The 18,710-nt window shown below is 45.8% G+C and carries 22 protein-coding genes; 11 read left to right on the top strand and 11 right to left on the bottom strand.

Going from position 1 to position 18,710, the window contains the following annotated elements:
* Nucleotides 1-59 precede the first annotated feature (59 nt).
* Entirely contained in the window at nucleotides 60-2,132 is a 2,073-nt protein-coding gene (locus KFE96_RS09725) for a tetratricopeptide repeat protein (RefSeq protein WP_255832425.1), read from the bottom strand.
* 335 nt (nucleotides 2,133-2,467) lie between these two features.
* On the opposite strand from KFE96_RS09725, the gene KFE96_RS09720 reads away from it, so the two are divergent.
* The gene (locus tag KFE96_RS09720) at nucleotides 2,468-3,142 is read left to right on the top strand and encodes a hypothetical protein (protein WP_255832424.1); all 675 of its coding nucleotides are present in this window, start codon (nucleotides 2,468-2,470) and stop codon (nucleotides 3,140-3,142) included.
* A gap of 147 nt (nucleotides 3,143-3,289) precedes the next feature.
* A complete protein-coding gene (locus tag KFE96_RS09715; RefSeq protein WP_255832423.1) occupies nucleotides 3,290-3,874 on the top strand; it encodes a PEP-CTERM sorting domain-containing protein in 585 nt (194 codons plus the stop codon).
* A gap of 55 nt (nucleotides 3,875-3,929) precedes the next feature.
* Here the strand turns inward: KFE96_RS09715 and KFE96_RS09710 are convergent, their stop codons facing one another.
* Both KFE96_RS09710 and KFE96_RS09705 read right to left on the bottom strand, forming a co-directional pair.
* Complete coding sequence (locus KFE96_RS09710) at nucleotides 3,930-4,664, bottom strand: ABC transporter substrate-binding protein (protein ID WP_255832422.1); 735 nt, start codon at nucleotides 4,662-4,664, stop codon at nucleotides 3,930-3,932.
* Nucleotides 4,665-4,809: 145 nt separating this feature from the next.
* A complete protein-coding gene (locus KFE96_RS09705; RefSeq protein ID WP_247018461.1) occupies nucleotides 4,810-5,136 on the bottom strand; it encodes a DUF1476 domain-containing protein in 327 nt (108 codons plus the stop codon).
* A gap of 201 nt (nucleotides 5,137-5,337) precedes the next feature.
* Here KFE96_RS09705 and purC point away from each other — a divergent pair, with 201 nt between their 5' ends.
* The 5 genes from purC (at nucleotide 5,338) to KFE96_RS09680 (ending at nucleotide 9,811) form a co-directional block, all read left to right on the top strand.
* Entirely contained in the window at nucleotides 5,338-6,102 is a 765-nt protein-coding gene (purC, locus tag KFE96_RS09700) for a phosphoribosylaminoimidazolesuccinocarboxamide synthase (protein ID WP_343264878.1), read from the top strand.
* A gap of 5 nt (nucleotides 6,103-6,107) precedes the next feature.
* The gene (gene purS, locus KFE96_RS09695; RefSeq protein WP_247018457.1) at nucleotides 6,108-6,347 is read left to right on the top strand and encodes a phosphoribosylformylglycinamidine synthase subunit PurS; all 240 of its coding nucleotides are present in this window, start codon (nucleotides 6,108-6,110) and stop codon (nucleotides 6,345-6,347) included.
* 5 nt (nucleotides 6,348-6,352) lie between these two features.
* The gene (gene purQ / locus KFE96_RS09690; RefSeq protein ID WP_255832420.1) at nucleotides 6,353-7,015 is read left to right on the top strand and encodes a phosphoribosylformylglycinamidine synthase subunit PurQ; all 663 of its coding nucleotides are present in this window, start codon (nucleotides 6,353-6,355) and stop codon (nucleotides 7,013-7,015) included.
* Between the two features lie 11 nt (nucleotides 7,016-7,026).
* On the top strand, nucleotides 7,027-9,231 hold the full coding sequence (gene purL, locus KFE96_RS09685; protein WP_255832419.1) for a phosphoribosylformylglycinamidine synthase subunit PurL: 2,205 nt from the start codon (nucleotides 7,027-7,029) through the stop codon (nucleotides 9,229-9,231).
* A gap of 127 nt (nucleotides 9,232-9,358) precedes the next feature.
* Nucleotides 9,359-9,811, top strand: a complete 453-nt coding sequence (locus tag KFE96_RS09680; RefSeq protein ID WP_255832418.1) for a hypothetical protein — start codon at nucleotides 9,359-9,361, stop codon at nucleotides 9,809-9,811.
* A gap of 63 nt (nucleotides 9,812-9,874) precedes the next feature.
* Here KFE96_RS09680 and KFE96_RS09675 read toward each other — a convergent pair whose 3' ends face one another.
* Nucleotides 9,875-10,768, bottom strand: coding sequence for a LysR family transcriptional regulator (locus tag KFE96_RS09675; protein WP_255832417.1), 894 nt, complete (start codon nucleotides 10,766-10,768; stop codon nucleotides 9,875-9,877).
* A 128-nt stretch (nucleotides 10,769-10,896) separates the two neighbouring features.
* Here KFE96_RS09675 and KFE96_RS09670 point away from each other — a divergent pair, with 128 nt between their 5' ends.
* Together KFE96_RS09670 and KFE96_RS09665 are read left to right on the top strand one after the other, a co-directional pair.
* Nucleotides 10,897-11,310, top strand: coding sequence for a VOC family protein (locus KFE96_RS09670; RefSeq protein ID WP_255832416.1), 414 nt, complete (start codon nucleotides 10,897-10,899; stop codon nucleotides 11,308-11,310).
* Nucleotides 11,311-11,331: 21 nt separating this feature from the next.
* Nucleotides 11,332-11,868 (top strand): NADPH-dependent FMN reductase, encoded by a 537-nt coding sequence (locus KFE96_RS09665; RefSeq protein WP_255832415.1) that lies wholly within the window; start codon nucleotides 11,332-11,334, stop codon nucleotides 11,866-11,868.
* A gap of 49 nt (nucleotides 11,869-11,917) precedes the next feature.
* Here KFE96_RS09665 and KFE96_RS09660 read toward each other — a convergent pair whose 3' ends face one another.
* Both KFE96_RS09660 and KFE96_RS09655 read right to left on the bottom strand, forming a co-directional pair.
* Nucleotides 11,918-12,958 carry a serine hydrolase gene (locus KFE96_RS09660; RefSeq protein WP_255832414.1) on the bottom strand — a complete coding sequence of 347 codons (1,041 nt, stop codon included), beginning with the start codon at nucleotides 12,956-12,958 and terminating at the stop codon, nucleotides 11,918-11,920.
* A 66-nt stretch (nucleotides 12,959-13,024) separates the two neighbouring features.
* Complete coding sequence (locus tag KFE96_RS09655) at nucleotides 13,025-14,452, bottom strand: beta-lactamase family protein (protein ID WP_255832413.1); 1,428 nt, start codon at nucleotides 14,450-14,452, stop codon at nucleotides 13,025-13,027.
* Nucleotides 14,453-14,574: 122 nt separating this feature from the next.
* Here KFE96_RS09655 and KFE96_RS09650 point away from each other — a divergent pair, with 122 nt between their 5' ends.
* Nucleotides 14,575-15,057 (top strand): MarR family winged helix-turn-helix transcriptional regulator, encoded by a 483-nt coding sequence (locus KFE96_RS09650; RefSeq protein ID WP_255832412.1) that lies wholly within the window; start codon nucleotides 14,575-14,577, stop codon nucleotides 15,055-15,057.
* Between the two features lie 88 nt (nucleotides 15,058-15,145).
* Here the strand turns inward: KFE96_RS09650 and KFE96_RS09645 are convergent, their stop codons facing one another.
* Together KFE96_RS09645 and KFE96_RS09640 are read right to left on the bottom strand one after the other, a co-directional pair.
* Nucleotides 15,146-16,420, bottom strand: coding sequence for a serine hydrolase (locus KFE96_RS09645; protein ID WP_255832411.1), 1,275 nt, complete (start codon nucleotides 16,418-16,420; stop codon nucleotides 15,146-15,148).
* A 243-nt stretch (nucleotides 16,421-16,663) separates the two neighbouring features.
* Nucleotides 16,664-17,035 carry a hypothetical protein gene (locus KFE96_RS09640; RefSeq protein WP_255832410.1) on the bottom strand — a complete coding sequence of 124 codons (372 nt, stop codon included), beginning with the start codon at nucleotides 17,033-17,035 and terminating at the stop codon, nucleotides 16,664-16,666.
* 120 nt (nucleotides 17,036-17,155) lie between these two features.
* Here KFE96_RS09640 and KFE96_RS09635 point away from each other — a divergent pair, with 120 nt between their 5' ends.
* Complete coding sequence (locus KFE96_RS09635; RefSeq protein ID WP_255832409.1) at nucleotides 17,156-17,713, top strand: MarR family winged helix-turn-helix transcriptional regulator; 558 nt, start codon at nucleotides 17,156-17,158, stop codon at nucleotides 17,711-17,713.
* Here the strand turns inward: KFE96_RS09635 and KFE96_RS09630 are convergent, their stop codons facing one another.
* From KFE96_RS09630 to KFE96_RS09620, 3 genes are read right to left on the bottom strand one after another with little or no spacing between them, the layout of a single operon-like run.
* Nucleotides 17,714-17,935 (bottom strand): hypothetical protein, encoded by a 222-nt coding sequence (locus KFE96_RS09630; protein WP_255832408.1) that lies wholly within the window; start codon nucleotides 17,933-17,935, stop codon nucleotides 17,714-17,716.
* Between the two features lie 6 nt (nucleotides 17,936-17,941).
* A complete protein-coding gene (locus tag KFE96_RS09625; RefSeq protein WP_255832407.1) occupies nucleotides 17,942-18,184 on the bottom strand; it encodes a hypothetical protein in 243 nt (80 codons plus the stop codon).
* 9 nt (nucleotides 18,185-18,193) lie between these two features.
* Nucleotides 18,194-18,505 carry a helix-turn-helix transcriptional regulator gene (locus KFE96_RS09620; RefSeq protein WP_255832406.1) on the bottom strand — a complete coding sequence of 104 codons (312 nt, stop codon included), beginning with the start codon at nucleotides 18,503-18,505 and terminating at the stop codon, nucleotides 18,194-18,196.
* Nucleotides 18,506-18,710 lie beyond the last annotated feature (205 nt).

The raw sequence follows: 18,710 nt of genomic DNA, 5'->3' as shown, positions 1-18,710 counted from the left end.
AGCGCACTAAGAAAGTATAGTGCGCTTTTTGTAATGAAGTTTAAAAATCATTCAACTGATTAGTGAAGGGGCGGTTCATCTTCAGGTGGCTCAACATCACCTTCATCTGATGTTTCCTCTTCTTTCTGCCCCTCTTTTAAACGCTCTTGCTGCTCTTTGCGCTGTTCTGCACGTTTAGCCTTACGTTCTTCTCTGGCTTTAGCCTCTTCTTCGCGTTGTTTCTTATCAATTTCGGTCCACTCAGCGATCAGATTATTTAAATATTCATTTAGCTTTTCGTGCCCGCCTGAATAAGAAATAGCTCTCTCAGCACGTTTGATCGCCGTAGAATAATAACCGAGTTTTGCAAGGGCCTCTGAATGATCTGCATGTAAAATAGCGGATCTCGGAAAAACTTCCTCAGCAGCCTGAAAATGCCCCAGAGACTCTTTAGCATCGCCGGTTTCAAGGAGCGCTCTACCAAACATACCTCTCGCCTGTGCATCTCTTGGATTAGCGGCAACTACCTTTGCCAAATCTTCTCGCGCTTCCTGGAATTTTTCCTGAACCAGATAAACAAGAGCTCGGTTTTTAAGCGCTGAAACATACTCGGAATTCTGTTCAATTGCCTTGTTGTAAAGCTCAAGGGCTTCATCAACTTTGCGCTGGCGATATCTGATAGATCCCATAAGGTTGGCCCCTACAGGACTATCCGGAGCAACAGCTAATAGCCTGCTGGTTGTTTTCTCCGCACTTTCCAGATCACCCGTCTCCATCTGGAGATTGGCCATCAATGTTAGTGTTAACAGGTCCTTATCATCCTCAGCTGCCATTGCTTCCAATTGATCAATAGCAACCTTATCGTTACCTTTTTGGAAGTTATTGATAGCCAAACGACGCCCAAGCGAGCGGATTAATTCCTGATCATCAACGCTGCCATTTTTTGCGAGATTTTGAGCACGGGTTACATATTCACCAACCTTCTGACGGTCCCCCATAATCCCAGCGGCGGCCGCGGCTTGCAAGTTAGCCTCCAGGTCAGCCTCATTTGCATCAAGTAGTACTTTTAGCAGACGAAGTGCCTCTTTCGCCTTACCTCTGCGCGTATAGGATTCTGCCAGCGCAAGACGGGTAGGTCTATCTTCTGGTAAAAGTCGCAGGAACTGCTCTAAATAAGGCGTCGCCGTACTATATTTGCCAAGGCGGTAGGCTATATGCCCATATACCCGAGCTGCCGGAGGGTAGATTTTTGGCAAATCCCCAAGGCGCAACATAAGCTCTTCGGCTTCTTCATTCTTTCCTTCTGAAGCTAACAGAAGCGCAGAATAATAACGCGCCATCCGATCTTCTGGGGAAAGAGCATAAACTTCATCCAGCTGCTTACGAGCTTCTTCAAATTCATTCTTTTCGATATAGATGGCCGCGAGTTCAAGAAGCGCCAGATAGTGTTGTCCATTAAGCTCTAGTGCGCGCTTAAGATATGCAATTGCTTCATCTGGTTTTAAGAGATAGCGGCTTGTGGACCCGAGAAGATAAAGAACGATCGGATCATCGGGTTGAAGCTCATTCGCTCTGCTGGCATTTGCAAAAGCATCATCAATAAAGCCCTGATTTAGCTCCAATTGCGCTAATCCAACATAACCATAATAATTATCGGGCTTATCATCCACCGCAGCCTGATAAAAACCTCTGGCAGCTTCATACTCTCTTAGCTCGTTTTTAATATCACCGCGCAGCAATAACGCTTCATACGCTAAATCATTGGTAAATGTTGTTTCAGCTAAGAACTCTTCCGCTTCTTCCAGCTTCTTTTGCAACAGAAGAACGCGTGCCCGAAACAAGTCAACCTGTTCCCCTTCTGCCCCCAATTCTACAGCTTTATTCAGCTCTACTTCAGCGGCTACACCATTCAACAGCGTGATATAAATCTCTGTTGAAAGGAGAAAATCTTCGATCGTCGCTAAATTAAGCTGTTCTTTACCGCGGATAATCTGAATAGCCTGAACAGGTTCACCATCCGCAACAATTTTTTCAAGTGTGGGGATATCAAAGGCAGAAAAATCTATTTGCTGCTGTTGTTCCTGTTCTTCAGAAGACCCACAGGCGACTAAAACCATGAAGGAACACGTTGCCAATATACCAAGTTTTTTCATCAAAACCCCACCAACACTTATTTCGGGTGAACAATATTTAATTAAGATTTAAAACAATATCTTACAGATAATTCAAGCCAAAGATAGTGCTGACACGGACATATGGGCGGTATTTATTCTAATTTTACGCCCCTTTAGAGCTTTCACCAAGGTTTCCGGGCAAATATCAATACAACCTTCTCAGCCCACCCATGAAATGAATTTCCATTTAAATACAGTTATCTAGTTCATTATTTGCATTTTTAATTTTATCTCATTATATATTTATTAAATATATGTATGAATAACTAAACTTAAAATACGCGTTAGTCATTTAAGTAGTTGATGGGGTCATCATGTTAAAAACAGCCTTAGTAGCTTGCGGTGTGCTGGTTTCTGCTCTCGGCATTTCAGTAGAAGCCAAAGCAACTTTCAATTTTTATTTCGATGTTTTGGCGCAACAAGACAATTACTCTCCCATTGCGCTTGGTGAAGATCTTACAGTTGATGCCTGCGGCTCCACTCTTCACAGAGCCACTCACACACCAAATTCTCAGCCTTCTTATGGCTTTTGTACTCTGTCCAACACAGCACTGGAGAATTTTGAATTCACGTGGTCAATTAGCCAGAATGGCGTGACATCAACACTTGCTGAATATACTGGCTCAAATGCTGTACATGGTCTTACACCCACATTTTCAACAGGAGCTGGCACTCTTATTTCTCAAGTTGGTAACTATACTATCGGCCTTCTAATTCACACTCCAGAGTTTTGGAATGATGTCCTGCTGCCTGACGGAAATGTTGCTCGAGCATGGTGTGATCCAGGCGTAAACATTGGCGGCGTTCATTATGGCCCCCCCGGTACTGGGTGTTCCACTTCAGGATACACAACTAACGGATACCGGAACACAAGCTTTGCGCAGGCTAGCTTATCAGTTACCGCACCAGTTCCAGAACCAGAGACTGCCCTTATTCTTATTCCGGCGCTGCTCATAGCCATGAGACGAAGACGGAAAACGTTAGCATAATATAATTTACAAACGGCGCTCCGGCTTGGGCGCTGTTTTTATTTACGGCCTCAAGTCAGATTTACCAAAACAGCTGCATTTTCTTTATTTCTCAGGCGAAACAGGATATAGTCCATATAGATATGGGGTCGCCTGAAAGGCGCATGAATGATGAAAAACTTTATAAAAACAGTTAAAGTATGTTTAGCGGCAATAGGTTGCTCCTTGCTTGTCAGCACACCATCGCAAGCTACATTTCCCATTCTCACAACTGATGTTGGCCTTTATACCCCAACCACTATCGGGAATAATTTACTTCTCGATGCTTGTGGGACCACTGTGAATGGTTTTTCACTCTGTGACCTCGCCAGTTATGCAGCTTTCCGCGTAAGATGGGATATTAACGGCGTTCGTTATGCCCGGTTCAGAGATTTCAATAATAGTAATTTCGATGGCGCTGTAGCAGACGGCCTTCAGCTTACAGTCCCAACAGGTCTTGGTACTGTGTTTCCAACAGTCGGCGTCTATACAATTAAATTATCTGTACGTATCCTGCGTTCAAACATAACAGGTGTTGGTACAATTGCACTGCCAAACGGTACTATACTTAATGTTAGCTCAAACCAACATTTAACAAGCAACGACACAACTACTGTAAATATTGTTGCTACCCCAGAACCAGGAACTCTCCTGATACTTCTTCTGGCCCTTGGCTTTATCGGTTACAGAATGAACCAAAGAAAAGCCGTTTAGTTTCAGCTTTCTAAACAACTAGGGCCTGTTTCATAAGACAGGCTTCCGAATTAGATTATTCGTAACGCTTCATAATGCGCTGCAATTCACCAGATTGCTGCATATGTGCCAAATTCATGTTAATTCGCTCAAGCAGTTTTTCATGCTTTCTATTTAACCGAAAACGCAGTTGGAAATGCTGAAGCGCATGTGGATGTACTTCAATTTCATAAGCATTCCAGATATTCAAAAATCGGTATAGTAGCTTTGAAATGTATGTATAGTCACACCGCGACATCTCAAGCATCCGCAGTGCCTGCACTTCATTGAGAACATACAATTGGCTAGCGCTGTCATACTCACTAGGAAGATAATCTTTCAACGCATCAGGGATTTCATATCCTCGAACACCACAAAACCTCAGCTTACGCATATAGATTTTATTATAATCTTCCCTGTAAGCGTCTTTCGCAAATAAAAGAACCTCTGCATCTTCCATGAAAGGTTCACTATAAACAGACCCAAGAACCTCCTGAGGTCGCTGCCTCCAGCGCATATCGATCCCCGGCTCAACATCCAGGCCCCCCTCTTCCATCATGAGACGAAGGCGAGTTTGCGGCAAACGGTGAAATTCAAGGCGAACGTTCGTACCAGCAAAGGCTTCATTTAGCAGGTCAATATAAATACCTTCAAGAGAACCTTTTTCGCTAGATGCCATATAGAATGGAGGGCGGTCTTCGGTCAGCAAGCCAACCTTCAATACCTCTTCGCCCTTTACCGCTCCGACACAGATGGTCAGCAGTATAATCAATATGAGCTTTACCCCGGACAACACTTAACAACCCTTATACAACCTTATGGTTAGAAGAACTTAACTATAAACAACTTAACGTACAATTAAAAAAGGGAAGCAAAAGCTTCCCTTTACATTTTACTATACTGTCTCTGTATTTAATTTACGCTTCGCTTGCGATTTGCTCACGGGCAACAGCCATAAACTCTTCAAGGCGCTTCTCAAGGCGGTGATCAGAAAGATCAACATTCTTCGCCTCCAGATCAGCATGAACCTTACGGAGCACATCATCATCGCCCTCTTCTTCAAGATCGGCAGTAACAACGGAACCTGCATATTCCCCTACCGCATCACCAGAAAGGCCCAGAAGTTCCGTAGCCAGCCATTCGCCAAATAGGCGGTTACGGCGTGCACGTACCTTGAAATCAATCCCTTCATCATGAGCAAATTTGTCTTCGAAGGCTTTTTCGCGGTTGTCAAACGTTGTCATTAGTTGTTTTTCCTCTCGTCCGATTCCTATTTTGGACATAATAAATTTAGCATAGTCTTTCAACAGGTACAGGAAATTTCTTTGCGTAATTTCCGTATGTTATGAAATGTTCACAATAAATGTTACAGAAAGATTGTCGCAGGCTCAATGTTCGGTTATGTAGTGCGCACCACTACAAACCCTAGCGACGAGAAAGAGCACATGTCCCGCCGCAATACAATTTATGAAGGCAAGGCCAAAATTCTGTTTGAAGGGCCGGAGCCAGGAACTATTGTTCAATACTTCAAAGACGATGCCACTGCGTATAATGCCGAGAAAAAGGGAACCCTTGCAGGCAAAGGCGTGGTGAACAACATTATTTCAGAGCACATCTTTAAAGCGCTCAGCGATATTGGCATCCCAACTCACTTTATCGAACGCCTGAATATGCGTGAGCAGCTGGTAAAGAAGGTGGAAATTATCCCGGTTGAGATAATTGTCCGCAATATCGCCGCTGGTAGCATGTCTAAGCGGCTCGGTATTGAGGAAGGCACCAAACTTCCGAACCCAATCGTCGAATACTGCTATAAATCCGACGAACTTGGAGACCCGCTCATTGCCGAAGAACACGTTCTTACCTTTGGCTGGGCCGAGGAACACGAACTGGAAGAAATGTCTTATTATGCCCTTAGAGTGAATGATTTCCTCTCAGGGCTTTTTTCTGCCATCGGCATCACGCTTGTTGATTTCAAGCTTGAGTTTGGCCGCCTTGAAGACGGTGAAGACGTTATCACTGTTCTGGCGGACGAAATCAGCCCGGATGGTTGCCGCCTGTGGGACATGAAAACCGGTGAAAAACTGGATAAAGACCGTTTCCGCCGCGATCTAGGTGGTGAAATGGAAGCTTATCAGGAAGTTGCCCGCCGCCTTGGTATTCTGCCAAACGCGGATGTTACAGAAATTGCTGATCACAAGAAGGAAGGCTAAGGCCAATGAAAGCCCGTATCTTTGTAACTCTTAAAAACGGTGTTCTGGACCCACAAGGTAAGGCGATTGAGCACGCTCTCGGTAACATGGGCTTCGGCGGTGTTGATGCAGCACGCCAAGGCAAATATATCGAGCTTGACCTTCAGGCAACTGATCGCGCCAAAGCTCAAGAAGAAGTAGACGCAATGTGCCGCAAGCTGCTTGCGAACACTGTGATTGAAAACTACAGCATCGAGCTGGAGTAGCGCATATGAAATCCGCAGTCATTGTATTCCCGGGTTCAAACTGTGACCGGGATATGGCTGTTGCCCTTGAGAAAATTACAGGGCAAAAGCCACTTATGGTCTGGCACCAGGATTATGATTTCGACAAGGTCGATTTCATTGCCCTGCCCGGCGGTTTTTCTTATGGCGACTATCTGCGCTGTGGCGCTATGTCTGCACGCTCACACATCATGAAAGAAGTGATCAAGCGCGCGGAAGATGGTGTACCAACTTTTGGTGTGTGTAACGGTTTCCAGATCCTTACGGAAACTGGCCTACTGCCGGGTGCCTTGATGCGTAACGCAAACCTGCATTTCGTGTGTAAGGATGTGAAGCTGAAAGTGGAAAATACTGATAGCCTCTTCACAAATGGATATGATGAAGGCGCAGAGATCACGATCCCGGTTGCTCACCATGACGGTAACTATTTCGCAGATGCCGATACGCTTGACCGCCTTGAAGGTGAAGGCCAAGTGGCATTCCGCTATGCAGACGACATCAACGGTGCTCAGCGCCGCATTGCAGGTGTAATGAACGCCAAAGGCAATGTGCTTGGCATGATGCCGCACCCGGAACGGATGATCGAACCAGCCCTTGGCGGTTCGGACGGTCGTGTGATGTTTGAATCTGTAATGAGCCGTCTCGGGTAAGGATTAGTGACATGACAAATGTGAATGACATTAAAATCACGCCTGAAATCGTTAAAGAGCACGGGCTGAACGAAGAAGAATATGCACGCATCGTATCTGCGATGGGCCGTGAACCGAATTATACCGAGCTTGGTATCTATTCGGTTATGTGGTCAGAGCACTGTTCTTATAAATCATCACGCTTTCACCTGAAAAAGCTGCCTACGAAAGCCCCTTGGGTTATCCAGGGCCCGGGCGAGAACGCAGGTGTAATCGATATTGGTGATGGTCAGGCGGCTATTTTCAAAATGGAAAGCCACAACCACCCATCTTATATTGAACCATATCAAGGCGCCGCAACGGGTGTTGGCGGTATCCTCCGCGATGTATTCACCATGGGTGCACGCCCTGTCGCCAACATGAACGCGCTACGTTTTGGTGAACCTGATCACCCGAAAACACGCCACCTTGTATCTGGTGTTGTTGAAGGTATTGGCGGCTACGGTAACTGTGTGGGTGTCCCAACTGTAGGTGGCGAAACCAATTTTGATGCTTCCTATAACGGCAACATCCTTGTAAACGCTATGACAGTGGGCCTCGCTGATACAGATAAAATCTTTTACTGTGCAGCAGCGGGCGTTGGTAACCCTGTTGTTTATGTGGGGTCTAAAACTGGCCGCGACGGTATCCACGGTGCAACTATGGCATCTGCTGAATTCACAGAAGACAGCGAAGAAAAGCGCCCAACCGTTCAGGTCGGTGATCCGTTCACTGAAAAACTTCTTATCGAAGCCTGCCTTGAGCTAATGGCAACAGATGCGATCATCGCTATTCAGGATATGGGTGCCGCTGGCCTCACGTCCTCAAGCGTTGAAATGGCATCCAAGGGCGGTGTTGGGTTTGAACTGAACCTCGATAACGTACCGCAGCGCGAAGCGAACATGACACCATATGAAATGTGCCTAAGCGAAAGCCAGGAGCGCATGCTTATGGTATTGAAGCCGGGCCGCGAGGAGATGGCAAAAGCTATCTTCGAGAAGTGGGAGCTTGATTTCGCTGTAATCGGTGAAATTACCGACACTGGCAAGCTTACCCTGAAGTTCGGCGGTGAAGTTGTTGGTGATATGCCAATCAACAGCCTCGTTGAAGATGCACCAGAATATGAACGCCCTTATGTTTATACAGATAAGCGCGATGCGGCTGATGTAGCGGCTCCCCAAGATCTGAATAAAGCTGTGCTTGACCTGATTGGTGGCCCAAACCTTTGTTCCCGCCGTTGGATCTGGGAACAGTATGACCACATGGTAATGGGTGATACTATCCAGCGCCCGGGTGGTGATGCAGCTGTTGTACGTGTGCACGGCACGGAGAAAGCGCTGGCGATCTCTACCGATGTTACCCCGCGTTACTGCTATGCTGATCCGCAGCAAGGTGGCCGTCAGGCTGTTGCTGAGACATGGCGTAATATTACCGCTGTGGGTGCAACACCGCTCGCGATCACAAACTGCCTGAACTTCGGTAACCCTGAACGCCCAGAGATTATGGGCCAGTTTGTGGGCTGTCTTGAAGGCATGGGCGAAGCTTGCCGTGCGCTTGATTACCCAATCGTATCCGGTAACGTATCGCTTTATAACGAAACCAACGGTTCCGGCATTATGCCAACCCCTGCAATCGGCGGTGTGGGCGTGATGAAAGACAATGAAAAAATGGCAACAATCGCATTTAAAAATGCGGGCGAAGCTATTGTTCTTATTGGTGAAACTAAAGATGAGCTAGGTGCAAGCCTTTACCAGAAACAAATCCTTGGTGAAGATGCGGGCGCACCTCCATTCGTTGATCTGGATATCGAACGCAGAAACGGTGATTTCGTACGTGCACTGATTGAAAATGGTCAGGTAAGCACCTGCCATGATCTTTCAGACGGCGGCCTTATCGCGGCGCTTGCTGATATGGCAATCTCTGGCGGCATGGGTGCTGATGTAACGCTTGAAAGCGATCTACCGCTTCACACCAGCCTCTTCAGTGAAAGTCAGGCCCGCTATCTTGTGGCGGCTGATGCTGATACTGCTGAAACCATCCGTAAGGAAGCCAAGGATGCAGGCATCCCTGTGGCTGTCATCGGTACAACAGGCGGTGATACACTTTCAGTAAGCGGCGGCGTAAGCATTGCAATGAGCGAGCTAACCGCCGCACATGAAGGTTGGCTACCGAACTATATGGCAAAAGCCGCTGAATAAGCAGCTTTCACTAAGCATAAAAAACAAGAAAGGCGCTCAACCGAGCGCCTTTTTTCATTTAACGCCACAAAAAAATCAAACTTTTGGTATAGTGTGCTTGCGTAACCAATTCAGAGGGGGAAATGTTATGAAACATGCTCTTATTCTATCCGCAACAACCATTGGCCTGATGCTTTCTGGCTGTGGTGACAGCTCAAACAGCAACACAGCAGAAAAAGCCGCAGAAAAACCTGCTGCTGAAGCACCGGCTGAAAAATCTGCTGCGATGGACACAGTGAAGGAAGTAGCCAAGGATGTGGCTGAGAAGGCCGCTGAAACGCTGAAGCTTGATACAAGCAGCCTAGAGAGCTTTAAATCATCTGTGGCAAATATGAAGGCTTCTCTCAGTGATGAGCAGCAAGCCCAGCTTACAGATGCGCTTAAATCCCTTGCGAAAGCGGAGATGAGCGATGTGGGCAGCCTTGCGGGCGCTGCTGCAGGCCTCGCGACCGGCAAAGATACAACAGAGGTTGTTTACGATAAGCTCAAAGACAAACTGAGCGGCCTATCGTTCGAAGAAGTGCTCGCACTAGCGAAATAAGCCGCACTCATACTAAATCAGCTATGAAGCCGTTTTCCGCAAATGCCAGAGAGCGGCTTTTTATCATGCGGCAGCATTGATACGTTTGGTAAAAAAGCTGATCCAAGCTTCCGCTTTTTTGGTTAGGCCTTTCCTGCTTGGGTATAAGATATAATATGAAATCAACTTGCTGCGCCAATCTGGTAAAACTCGCACAAGGCGCTTGGCCTGAAGAGCATCTGCAATCACATATTCAGGCATAAGGGCGATGCCGCCGCCCTGCTCTGCCACACTTCTGAGCGACGTGAAATCATTCACACTGCCTGCTGGTTTTACATCAATAGCCTGAAGTTCACCGCTGGTGCTTTCCAGCACCCATTCGGTAGTATTGTTGCTGCTGCTCATAACAATTTTCTTATGCTCACCGAGTTTGCGGATCGAGGTAGGATTACCATGTTCCTTCAAATAATCAGGCGAGGCACACATAACTGCCCTGGCATTCCCGAGTTTCTTGCTCATCAACGTACTGTCTTCAAGCTCCCCCACCCTGATAACCAGATCATAACCTTCGGTGATTAAATCCACCCGCCTGTTGGTGAGATCAAGCTCAACATTCACTTCAGGGTATTCAGCCATAAATTCACCGAGATAAGGCGCGATAAGATACTGCCCTGTGCCGACAGAGGCACTTACCCGAAGCACACCCCTTGGGGCTTCCTGTAGGCGGTTGATGGATTCAAGTGCGCTTTCTGCTTCTTCAGCAATGCGTTTACAGTGCGGAAGGAAGATGGTGCCCATTTCTGTTAGCTCAATGGCGCGGGTTGTGCGTTCCAGAAGTCGAGTGCCGAGGGCTTCTTCAAGGGTCGCAATTCTGCGACTTACCCTTGATTTGGGAATATTCATTACCTTTGCCGCCGATGAAATACCTTTGCATTCTGCCACCTTCGCGAACAGCACCATATCATTTAAATTCATCATCAGGCTTTCATCATATCAAACGTTCTATTTATAGAACAATATAGTTCGTTATTCGAACTACACAACAAAAACGAAACCACATACATTCTTAATCAACAGACACGAACAGCAGATTGAGGATGCGTAAGATGAAAGAATTAACCAGAGTGAACCACATTGGCCTTAGGGTTAGTGATCTTGAAAAAGCGAGAAGCTTTTACAGCAAACTAGGCTTTGAATTTATTGCAGGCCCCATCGGGCCTGAACCTGTAGCCATTATGGAGCATCCATCAGGCATTAATATCAATTTCATTCTGAACGCCAATCAGGGCAGCAAGAACAATATCCTGATGGAAGGCCCACAAAAATATACAGGCTATACCCATGTTGCGCTTGAGGTGACAGATGCAGGTGCTGTGCTCAGCCAGTTATCGGATCTTGGTATTCCGCTTAGCGGTGAGCCACACCGGGTTTCAACAGGCTTATCCTTCTTTGTGAGGGACCCTGATGACAATGTTATTGAGTTCATTGAATACACAGGCCTTGAAAGCCTGAAACAGTAATACCGCGACAGGAGATACCCCATGAATATTCTAGCATTTGCAGCAACAAACAGCAGCCAATCCATTAACAAACAACTGGTAACATATGCAGCGGAAGTGCTAGCCACCGCTCAATCTGATATCACAACAGAAATTCTGGATATTAATGATTATGAGCTACCGCTTTTCAGCATCGACCGCGAAAACCAGCTCGGAAAACCTGAACTAGCTCAGGCCTTTTTCGATAAAATCGGCGCGGCGGATGCAGTGATCATTTCTTTCGCGGAACATAATGGTTCCTACACGGCAGCTTACAAAAACCTGTTTGACTGGGCTTCAAGGATTGACCCAAAGGTATTTCAGGGTAAGCCGATGGTACTGTTGGCCACATCGCCCGGTGCGGGCGGTGCACGCAATGTACTTGCAGTAGCTGAAACATCCGCACCTCATTTTGCAGGTGATGTGAAAGCCAGCCTGTCTATCCCAAGTTTCTATGACAATTTTGATATGGAAACCGGCGCGCTTTCAAATGAAGCTTTAGCCGTAAAACTGAAAGACGCCTTGGTAAGCTTGCTTTAAGCGGCCACACCCAAAAAAACACCCGGCTAAACCGGGTGTTCTACATTCTCTAATCGAACTTCACAATGCTCTTAATTTCATCTGAAATTTCGAACATGTTTTGACGTTTCTGGTTGGAGAATACGATGATAGTGAGCTCATCATCACCACTGTAATATCTTCGCATAACGCTTTCAAAATTGCCGTTTTCACCGTGGTGGGTATGTTCAACGACATTCCCATCGCCCCACTTAACCGACCCCAAAGGCGCTTGAATATTACCGAAGAAGTCTGCTTCTTCGGATAGCAGCTTAAAGGATTCTGCACTGATGATTTTATAGGCATGAAGCTGGTCTACCCATTGATACAGATCACGCGCGGTGAAATAAAATAATGCCCCTGAAATTTCCAGCTTCCAAGCATCTTCCTTGAAGGCCTTATCAAACGGAATAGCCATTAAATGCCTATCCACAAACGGTATTACCGTATGTGTTGTAGCATTGTTTATGGAATACGGAAGAAACAGATTTTGGAATACATAATCGTTGAATGTTTGGCCTGTAATTACTTCAACAATTTGAGCCAGCAGCATAGGGCTATAGTTAGTGTATAAATAATCTTCACTAGGCACAAAGTTCAATTCTTCAACATTGAAGAGGTCCTGTTGAATTTTTGCATCCGTTATTATCTCACCTCTTTCTAGATACTTCTCCCATGCCACTTTCGGCAGGCCGCTTGTATATTGCAGTAAGTTTCTGATTGAGATTTTTGATGCCCAGACTGGAAGGTCTTTCAAGTAGGTATCGATCTTATCATCCACACTCAGCAGCCCCTTTTCCTGTAGCTGCATGATGGCAACTGCGGGGAATTCTTTGTATATCGACCCTAAACCAAAACGGTGTTCTCTGGTGAGCTGTTCGGTTTTAGAAGCATCCGCAAAACCGAAAGAATTTTCATAAAGCGCTTCACCGTTTTTAATGACGAGAATATTGCCGTTAAACTCACCTTCGGCGGCGAGTTCATCCATATAGGAAGCTATGGAAGTGTGGCTTTGACAGCCCCCAAGCGTTACTGACACAAGCAGTAACAAAACAGAAAATAGGTATTTCATCTTCGTGTCGCTTTATAGTTAGAAGTAGCTTTGTTGGTAAGTGCACTCGAAAGTGCACAGCTATCTCTAGTTACCCTCTATCCAGCCTTTGATTTTCTCAATCATGGCTTCCGCATGCGTGTTTTCAGGGTTTAGTTCAAAAGCACGTTGATAGCTCTTAAGTGCCAGATCAAACCGCTTTGCCTTGGCATAGGCTTCACCCAAACTATCATAGGGATTGGCTGCTTTCGGGAATTCGCTCACCAGCTTTTCAAAAATGAGGATCGCACCTTCGGTATCCCCGTTGCTAAGGAAATGGTAACCAACATTATTTAATGCAAATTCATTATCAAAATCATAGAGATCAGGATCACTTGCTTTCAGCTTCTCGTATGCCGCAAGGCACGCTGTCGCGCCTTTCCCGCATTCATCCACAATTACTGTACTGAATGATTTTTTAGGGGAACGATAAGCTTTCCCATCCAGGATATTTTCAACAGCGATTGTAACGTCACCAATTTTCCGGCTTTTGCTGTTTGTCAGCAAAACAATAGAGATATCATCTGTTTTTCTGTAGGTAACGAGCGCTTCATAGTTCGAGTGAGAACCGTGATGCCTGTGATAGGTAACGTCACCGTCAGAACCGTATCTGCCTTCCCCCATTGCGCCGCGCTGCTGTGGTGAAAAAGACGCAAACACAGTCTTCATAGACTCTTTAGTTATCAACTGCCGAGAATGCAGTGCCTTAAACCATTTCACCATATCTGCAGCGGTTACAAACACCCAGCCTTCGATTGGAGGATGCGAGTGTGCATCATTTACAAATTCGCTACTGAATGAAGCCGTAACAGGCCCTTCACCGGGAGCAGGGTCAACAAGCGCCCCTGTCATGCCCAGTGGTTTAAGAATATTATCTGTTGCAAAGGCCGTAAACGATTGCCCTGTGACCTTTTCAATGATCATCCGCTGAAGGAATACATTGTTATTAGTATAGAGATAGCCCTCCCCCGGCGCGAATGGCAGTTTTTCAAGCTCTTTCAAATCATCAAAAGCATCACCGTGGTTTTTAATCTCGCCCCATTTCACACGCGGTAGTCCGCTTGTGTAGTTAAGAAGATGCTTCACTTTCACAAGTGTCGCCCACGCAGGCAGATCCGGGAAATATTTTGATACCGGGTCCTCGAGGCTGATTTTACCCTCTTCCACCAGCATCATGATAGCCACTGCATTAAATTCTTTGGCAATTGAGCCTATACTGAAAACGGACTGGCTATCCAGCATCCGGGTTTTGTCGCCACTAAAATACCCATAAGATTTCTCAAACAGTATCTCATCACCCTTAGTGATCAGAATATTACCATTGTAGAGTCCACGTTCATGGCTCACTTCCATCAACTCAGTAAGGTTGCGTGTTACATCATCTTCAGCATGTGAAACTGCTGATAGTGCAGCCATAAAGAGTACAGCGGCAAAGACCACAGACCTCTGAACGCCCACGTAAGCGCTTTGTATCATTATAAATCCTCGCAAATATTATTATTTATTGTGTCTAATGCACATATCTTGATGTAAAGGTATTTACTTTGATGTCAAGATAAATTACAACCAAATGATGAATAACAAACAAAGTATGTAGTATGACCAAGCCAACTAATGATGCGATTGATGAACTATGTAGCCAGTGGAAAACTGAATGCCCTGAGCTGGATACATCTGCGATGCAAGTGGTTGGAAGGATACTTCATCTGGGGAACCGCTTTGAAGCCGATGCCAATCGCACGCTTAAAAAGTACGACCTGAAATACACAGATTTCGATATCATCGCTACACTTAGGCGGAGCGGCAAGCCTTACCGCTTAACGCCCACCGAGCTTTGCCGTTCGGTGATATTAACATCGGGCGCGATGACAACTGCACTCGACAGGCTAGAGCGAAAAGGTTTAATTGCTCGCATTCAAGACACAGCAGATAAAAGAGTGCACTTAGCATGCCTGACAGCTGATGGTGTTACACTGGCCGAAACAGTTGCTGTAGATCGGTTTAACCTGGCGCATAGCGAATTATCTTCGCTTACAGCAGAAGAAAAACAACAACTTGGCGCCCTATTAAAGAAGTTATAGCTAAACCGACTTACTTTTTGTTTGATATTGCTTGCAGAACACCAAGGCTTACTCGCCACCACGCTCAAGCCTTGGCAATACCATCATTTCAACCAGAAACTTTCTTTACAGGTCGTCTTAACCACAAGATTAATATAGAGATAAAGACGATAAGCCCTATAACAAGTGCTAACTTTATAGTCCCAAGTATCTCATTAAAAATAAGACCAATATCCGGTTTTCCGGTTTTCCATACACCCCATTCACCGGCTATTTTAGTGGCTAAATTCCTATGTCCCGTCGCTAGTATGATAATCCCATCTCCCGTCGATGGGTTTATTCTGGCTGTCGTGCCAATTGCTGGACGATTGCTGCCATCGTGGCCAATAATATATTCACCTGCCTTATCTGTTCCGTACAGTCCAACTCCGACACCATATACTTCAAACCCAAAGCTGTACCCCATAGGCATGCGCATTATTTCCAGCGTTTCTGGCGATAGTATGTTTCTGCCCACAGGTTCCCCGTTAGGGCCTACCGCATGTGCCTGAAGAAAGCGGACAATATCCAATGCTGGTGCATATAACGAGGCAGCTGCCAAAGCTGTATAACGATAATGAGGGGCAATCTGGCCATTTTCATCAAAGAACTGCGCGAGATTATCATTATCCTCACTCAACACATATGTTGAGCGCTCCATCCCCAAGGGAATAAGTACTTTCTCCCGCATATAACTGTTGAAGGATTGCCCACTCACCTCCTCAATTACGAGCTGTAACAGCGTGAAACCACCTCCTGAGTAATTATACACAGTTCCCGGCTCAATACCTACGCGCACCCTGCCGTCCGTATAGTCTGGTTTATCCCTTGCCTGCGTCAAAGACTCCTCAAGTGACTGTATAGCTTCATCTGCACTGAAGCCTGAATACCCCAGTCCGTCGGTTAAACCTGCCGTGTGGCTCAACAGGCGACGAATAGTGACTTTATCATGATCAAAATCACTCGAAGGCAAAGACCACCGGCTCAAATACCGTGCCACAGGAGCATCTAGATCAAGCTTCCCTGCCTCCACCAACGTCATCACCCCCCAAGCAGAAACCCACTTACTGAGCGATGCGAGCTGAAAATGAGTATGACGGTCAACCTTTTCGCCCTTTGCCACGGAATATTCACCGACTATTGCTCCGTCTTCCAGAAGCATCATGACAGCATTGCCCCGGTTCTCCATGTTCATATATTCAGAAGCTGCGCTAACAAATGCTTGCGCATCACCGCTTGGCGCAATAGCTGTTCGTGTCCAGCCAAAAACTGCATTTGCAACAATGAGCGCCATAATTACAAAAGCACTAATGGCAGCCACAAGGCCGCCTAGAACATACCGCATATACTATCCCCCTTTTAAATAAGCTTCTTTAATACATAATATGTTATATCATATCAATATTTATTAAGGAGAAATATAATCTCTTCACGGGTAATTGAGCATTCCCAATTAGCGGGCAATAAAACTATAGGAAGTTTCGCTAAGGCATTAAATGCAGGCACGGTGAAAACAAAGCGCCGCTAGACAACCCCAAGGAAAAAGCAGCCACGAAAGGCTGCCTTTCATTAATTAGCCCTGGTTAGCTTATTGTGCTGCAACAACCTGCTCTTCATCACCAGACAGAGCGATCACCGCAAGCACCCCACTCGCCATAAACAGGCAATACCCCATGGTAAAAATTGTTCCTTCATGCAGGAACGCCAGCAAGATGAAAGCCGCACTAGCAAGGGCATCAAATATTAAATGCATTTTATAGGAAAACAGGCCTTTCATACTGAACTTATAGTCTGTCAGCAGGCTATAGGCGATAAGGCCAACACCCGTTACCACTGAAAACCAGTGAACAAGTGGTGACACATCAGCAAGTGAAAATACGAACGGCAGAATAATCAGCCCAAGGGCGGCTGCATAATCCAGAAAACCGTGGATGGTAGGGGTGATAAAACGAGTTGCCATGATCATTATCCATAATTTAGTTTCGATACAAAACTAATATTGTCACTACATCACAAATGTCAATATAGTTTCGTATCGAAACTTATTGACAAAGTGTCACAGCCTCGCTAAGCCCTTGGTATGAATGAAAAACGGCTGGAAAATTTTCTCGAAGCTTTAGCGTTAAAGCTTAAGATGGCAGATAAACCCATCGCCAATGCGCATGGTCTGCAGCACATTCATATGCAGATCATCAGCTATCTTGGGCGCTGTAATCGTTACAGCGACACATTTTTGATGCTGTGTGAATATCTGGGGCAAACCAGAGGCACAGTTTCCAAATCAGTTGATAAACTGCAGGATAAAGGTTTACTTGAGAAAATCACCGATCCTGATGATAAACGGAAATCTCATCTGCGCCTTACAGATAAAGGCATTTCTATCAAAAAAGAACAACAAACCTTATGGTCATCACTGAATGCTGCCCTGCCAGCAGATCAGCAATTAGAGATTAATGAGAGCCTTCAAACTCTTCTCAAACAGTTTCAAAAGCTGAATGAGAACAAAAGCTTTGGTACCTGCCCTTCATGCCGCTATTTCAAAACTGGCCCAAAGGGCGGTATCTGCACACTGACTGGTGAACCTCTACTAAGCACAGAGCTTGAGCTTATCTGCGCTCATCATAAAGATGGAAACTGATCAGCTCTCACATGCGGCTTTATAACCTTGCTCGAAGATAAGGCCCCAACCAAAATTGTAACCACCCCAGATACCCTCGGCGCGCTCTTTATCACCAAACGCCTCCCAATTGCTCTGCTTAAGCTCTACCATCGTGCGCTGAGCATCAAGAACTGTGAAAGTTACTTCCACCAGGCTTGCTTCATCGCGTATATCTTTCGGGTTTGGGATATGAAAATCCATAGCGACCTAGCCAAACGGATCATAGGTTTTTATACGGCCCCAATGAGTTTCACTGCCGTCTGAACTTACCTCGGTGATTGTACCACCTTCCTTCGCTTCCACTCGGATATCTTCTACTTTTTTCCCGCTCATGGCAGAGGTAGTGAAACGGTCAACAGGCCACCAAGTTATCATTTCACCTACAAAAATATTAAATGCTTTTTCTTGGCTACACGGAACTTCAATACGCTTAACGATAGGATCGAACATAAAAGTCTCCTAATTGGTTTTCATCCGGCGTTCTATTTCGGCCTGATAGGCGCTTAAGGCATCATTCCAGAAGCTATCCAGATACTCTCTCAGCTCCTTGAGCCCTGCCCGGTTAATGGAATAAAGACGTTTTGTACCTCTGGCTTCCACATCCACTAGGTTTGCTTGTTGCAGCACCTTTAAATGCTGGGAAACCGCAGGCCTGCTTACCGGCTGTAATTTAGCCAGTTCACTGACAGTTTTCGGTTCACTGCGAAGTGTTTCAAAAATATGCCGACGGGTTGGGTCAGCCAGTGCTGTGAATATTTCTTGGTAAGCCATGACTTACGGTAAGCAACAACTTACCATTGAGTCAAGTAAAAATATTCGGCTCGTAAACACAAACGTGGTGTATCATAGTTATACGTACCTCTAATGATACTAATCCTTACGCGCACCCAATTTCACTAGATAACAGTTAAAAGCTGATAGACATGTGGTAGCGATATCATCTGCTCACCGACAAATACGGGATTTAAAGTGAACA

The sequence above is a fragment of the Kordiimonas sp. SCSIO 12603 genome (genome assembly GCF_024398035.1).
GTDB lineage: Bacteria > Pseudomonadota > Alphaproteobacteria > Sphingomonadales > Kordiimonadaceae > Kordiimonas.
Note: the sequence above shows the minus strand (reverse complement) of the source record. Positions and strands in the feature narration are given on the sequence as shown.

Coding starts and splice junctions, on each gene's coding strand:
- KFE96_RS09725 (WP_255832425.1), bottom strand. CDS start 2,132: ATGAAAAAACTTGGTATATTGGCAACGTGTTCCTTCATGGTTTTAGTC.
- KFE96_RS09720 (WP_255832424.1), top strand. CDS start 2,468: ATGTTAAAAACAGCCTTAGTAGCTTGCGGTGTGCTGGTTTCTGCTCTC.
- KFE96_RS09715 (WP_255832423.1), top strand. CDS start 3,290: ATGATGAAAAACTTTATAAAAACAGTTAAAGTATGTTTAGCGGCAATA.
- KFE96_RS09705 (WP_247018461.1), bottom strand. CDS start 5,136: ATGACAACGTTTGACAACCGCGAAAAAGCCTTCGAAGACAAATTTGCT.
- purC (WP_343264878.1), top strand. CDS start 5,338: ATGTCCCGCCGCAATACAATTTATGAAGGCAAGGCCAAAATTCTGTTT.
- purS (WP_247018457.1), top strand. CDS start 6,108: ATGAAAGCCCGTATCTTTGTAACTCTTAAAAACGGTGTTCTGGACCCA.
- purQ (WP_255832420.1), top strand. CDS start 6,353: ATGAAATCCGCAGTCATTGTATTCCCGGGTTCAAACTGTGACCGGGAT.
- purL (WP_255832419.1), top strand. CDS start 7,027: ATGACAAATGTGAATGACATTAAAATCACGCCTGAAATCGTTAAAGAG.
- KFE96_RS09680 (WP_255832418.1), top strand. CDS start 9,359: ATGAAACATGCTCTTATTCTATCCGCAACAACCATTGGCCTGATGCTT.
- KFE96_RS09675 (WP_255832417.1), bottom strand. CDS start 10,768: ATGATGAATTTAAATGATATGGTGCTGTTCGCGAAGGTGGCAGAATGC.
- KFE96_RS09670 (WP_255832416.1), top strand. CDS start 10,897: ATGAAAGAATTAACCAGAGTGAACCACATTGGCCTTAGGGTTAGTGAT.
- KFE96_RS09665 (WP_255832415.1), top strand. CDS start 11,332: ATGAATATTCTAGCATTTGCAGCAACAAACAGCAGCCAATCCATTAAC.
- KFE96_RS09660 (WP_255832414.1), bottom strand. CDS start 12,958: ATGAAATACCTATTTTCTGTTTTGTTACTGCTTGTGTCAGTAACGCTT.
- KFE96_RS09655 (WP_255832413.1), bottom strand. CDS start 14,452: ATGATACAAAGCGCTTACGTGGGCGTTCAGAGGTCTGTGGTCTTTGCC.
- KFE96_RS09650 (WP_255832412.1), top strand. CDS start 14,575: ATGACCAAGCCAACTAATGATGCGATTGATGAACTATGTAGCCAGTGG.
- KFE96_RS09645 (WP_255832411.1), bottom strand. CDS start 16,420: ATGCGGTATGTTCTAGGCGGCCTTGTGGCTGCCATTAGTGCTTTTGTA.
- KFE96_RS09640 (WP_255832410.1), bottom strand. CDS start 17,035: ATGGCAACTCGTTTTATCACCCCTACCATCCACGGTTTTCTGGATTAT.
- KFE96_RS09635 (WP_255832409.1), top strand. CDS start 17,156: ATGAATGAAAAACGGCTGGAAAATTTTCTCGAAGCTTTAGCGTTAAAG.
- KFE96_RS09630 (WP_255832408.1), bottom strand. CDS start 17,935: ATGGATTTTCATATCCCAAACCCGAAAGATATACGCGATGAAGCAAGC.
- KFE96_RS09625 (WP_255832407.1), bottom strand. CDS start 18,184: ATGTTCGATCCTATCGTTAAGCGTATTGAAGTTCCGTGTAGCCAAGAA.
- KFE96_RS09620 (WP_255832406.1), bottom strand. CDS start 18,505: ATGGCTTACCAAGAAATATTCACAGCACTGGCTGACCCAACCCGTCGG.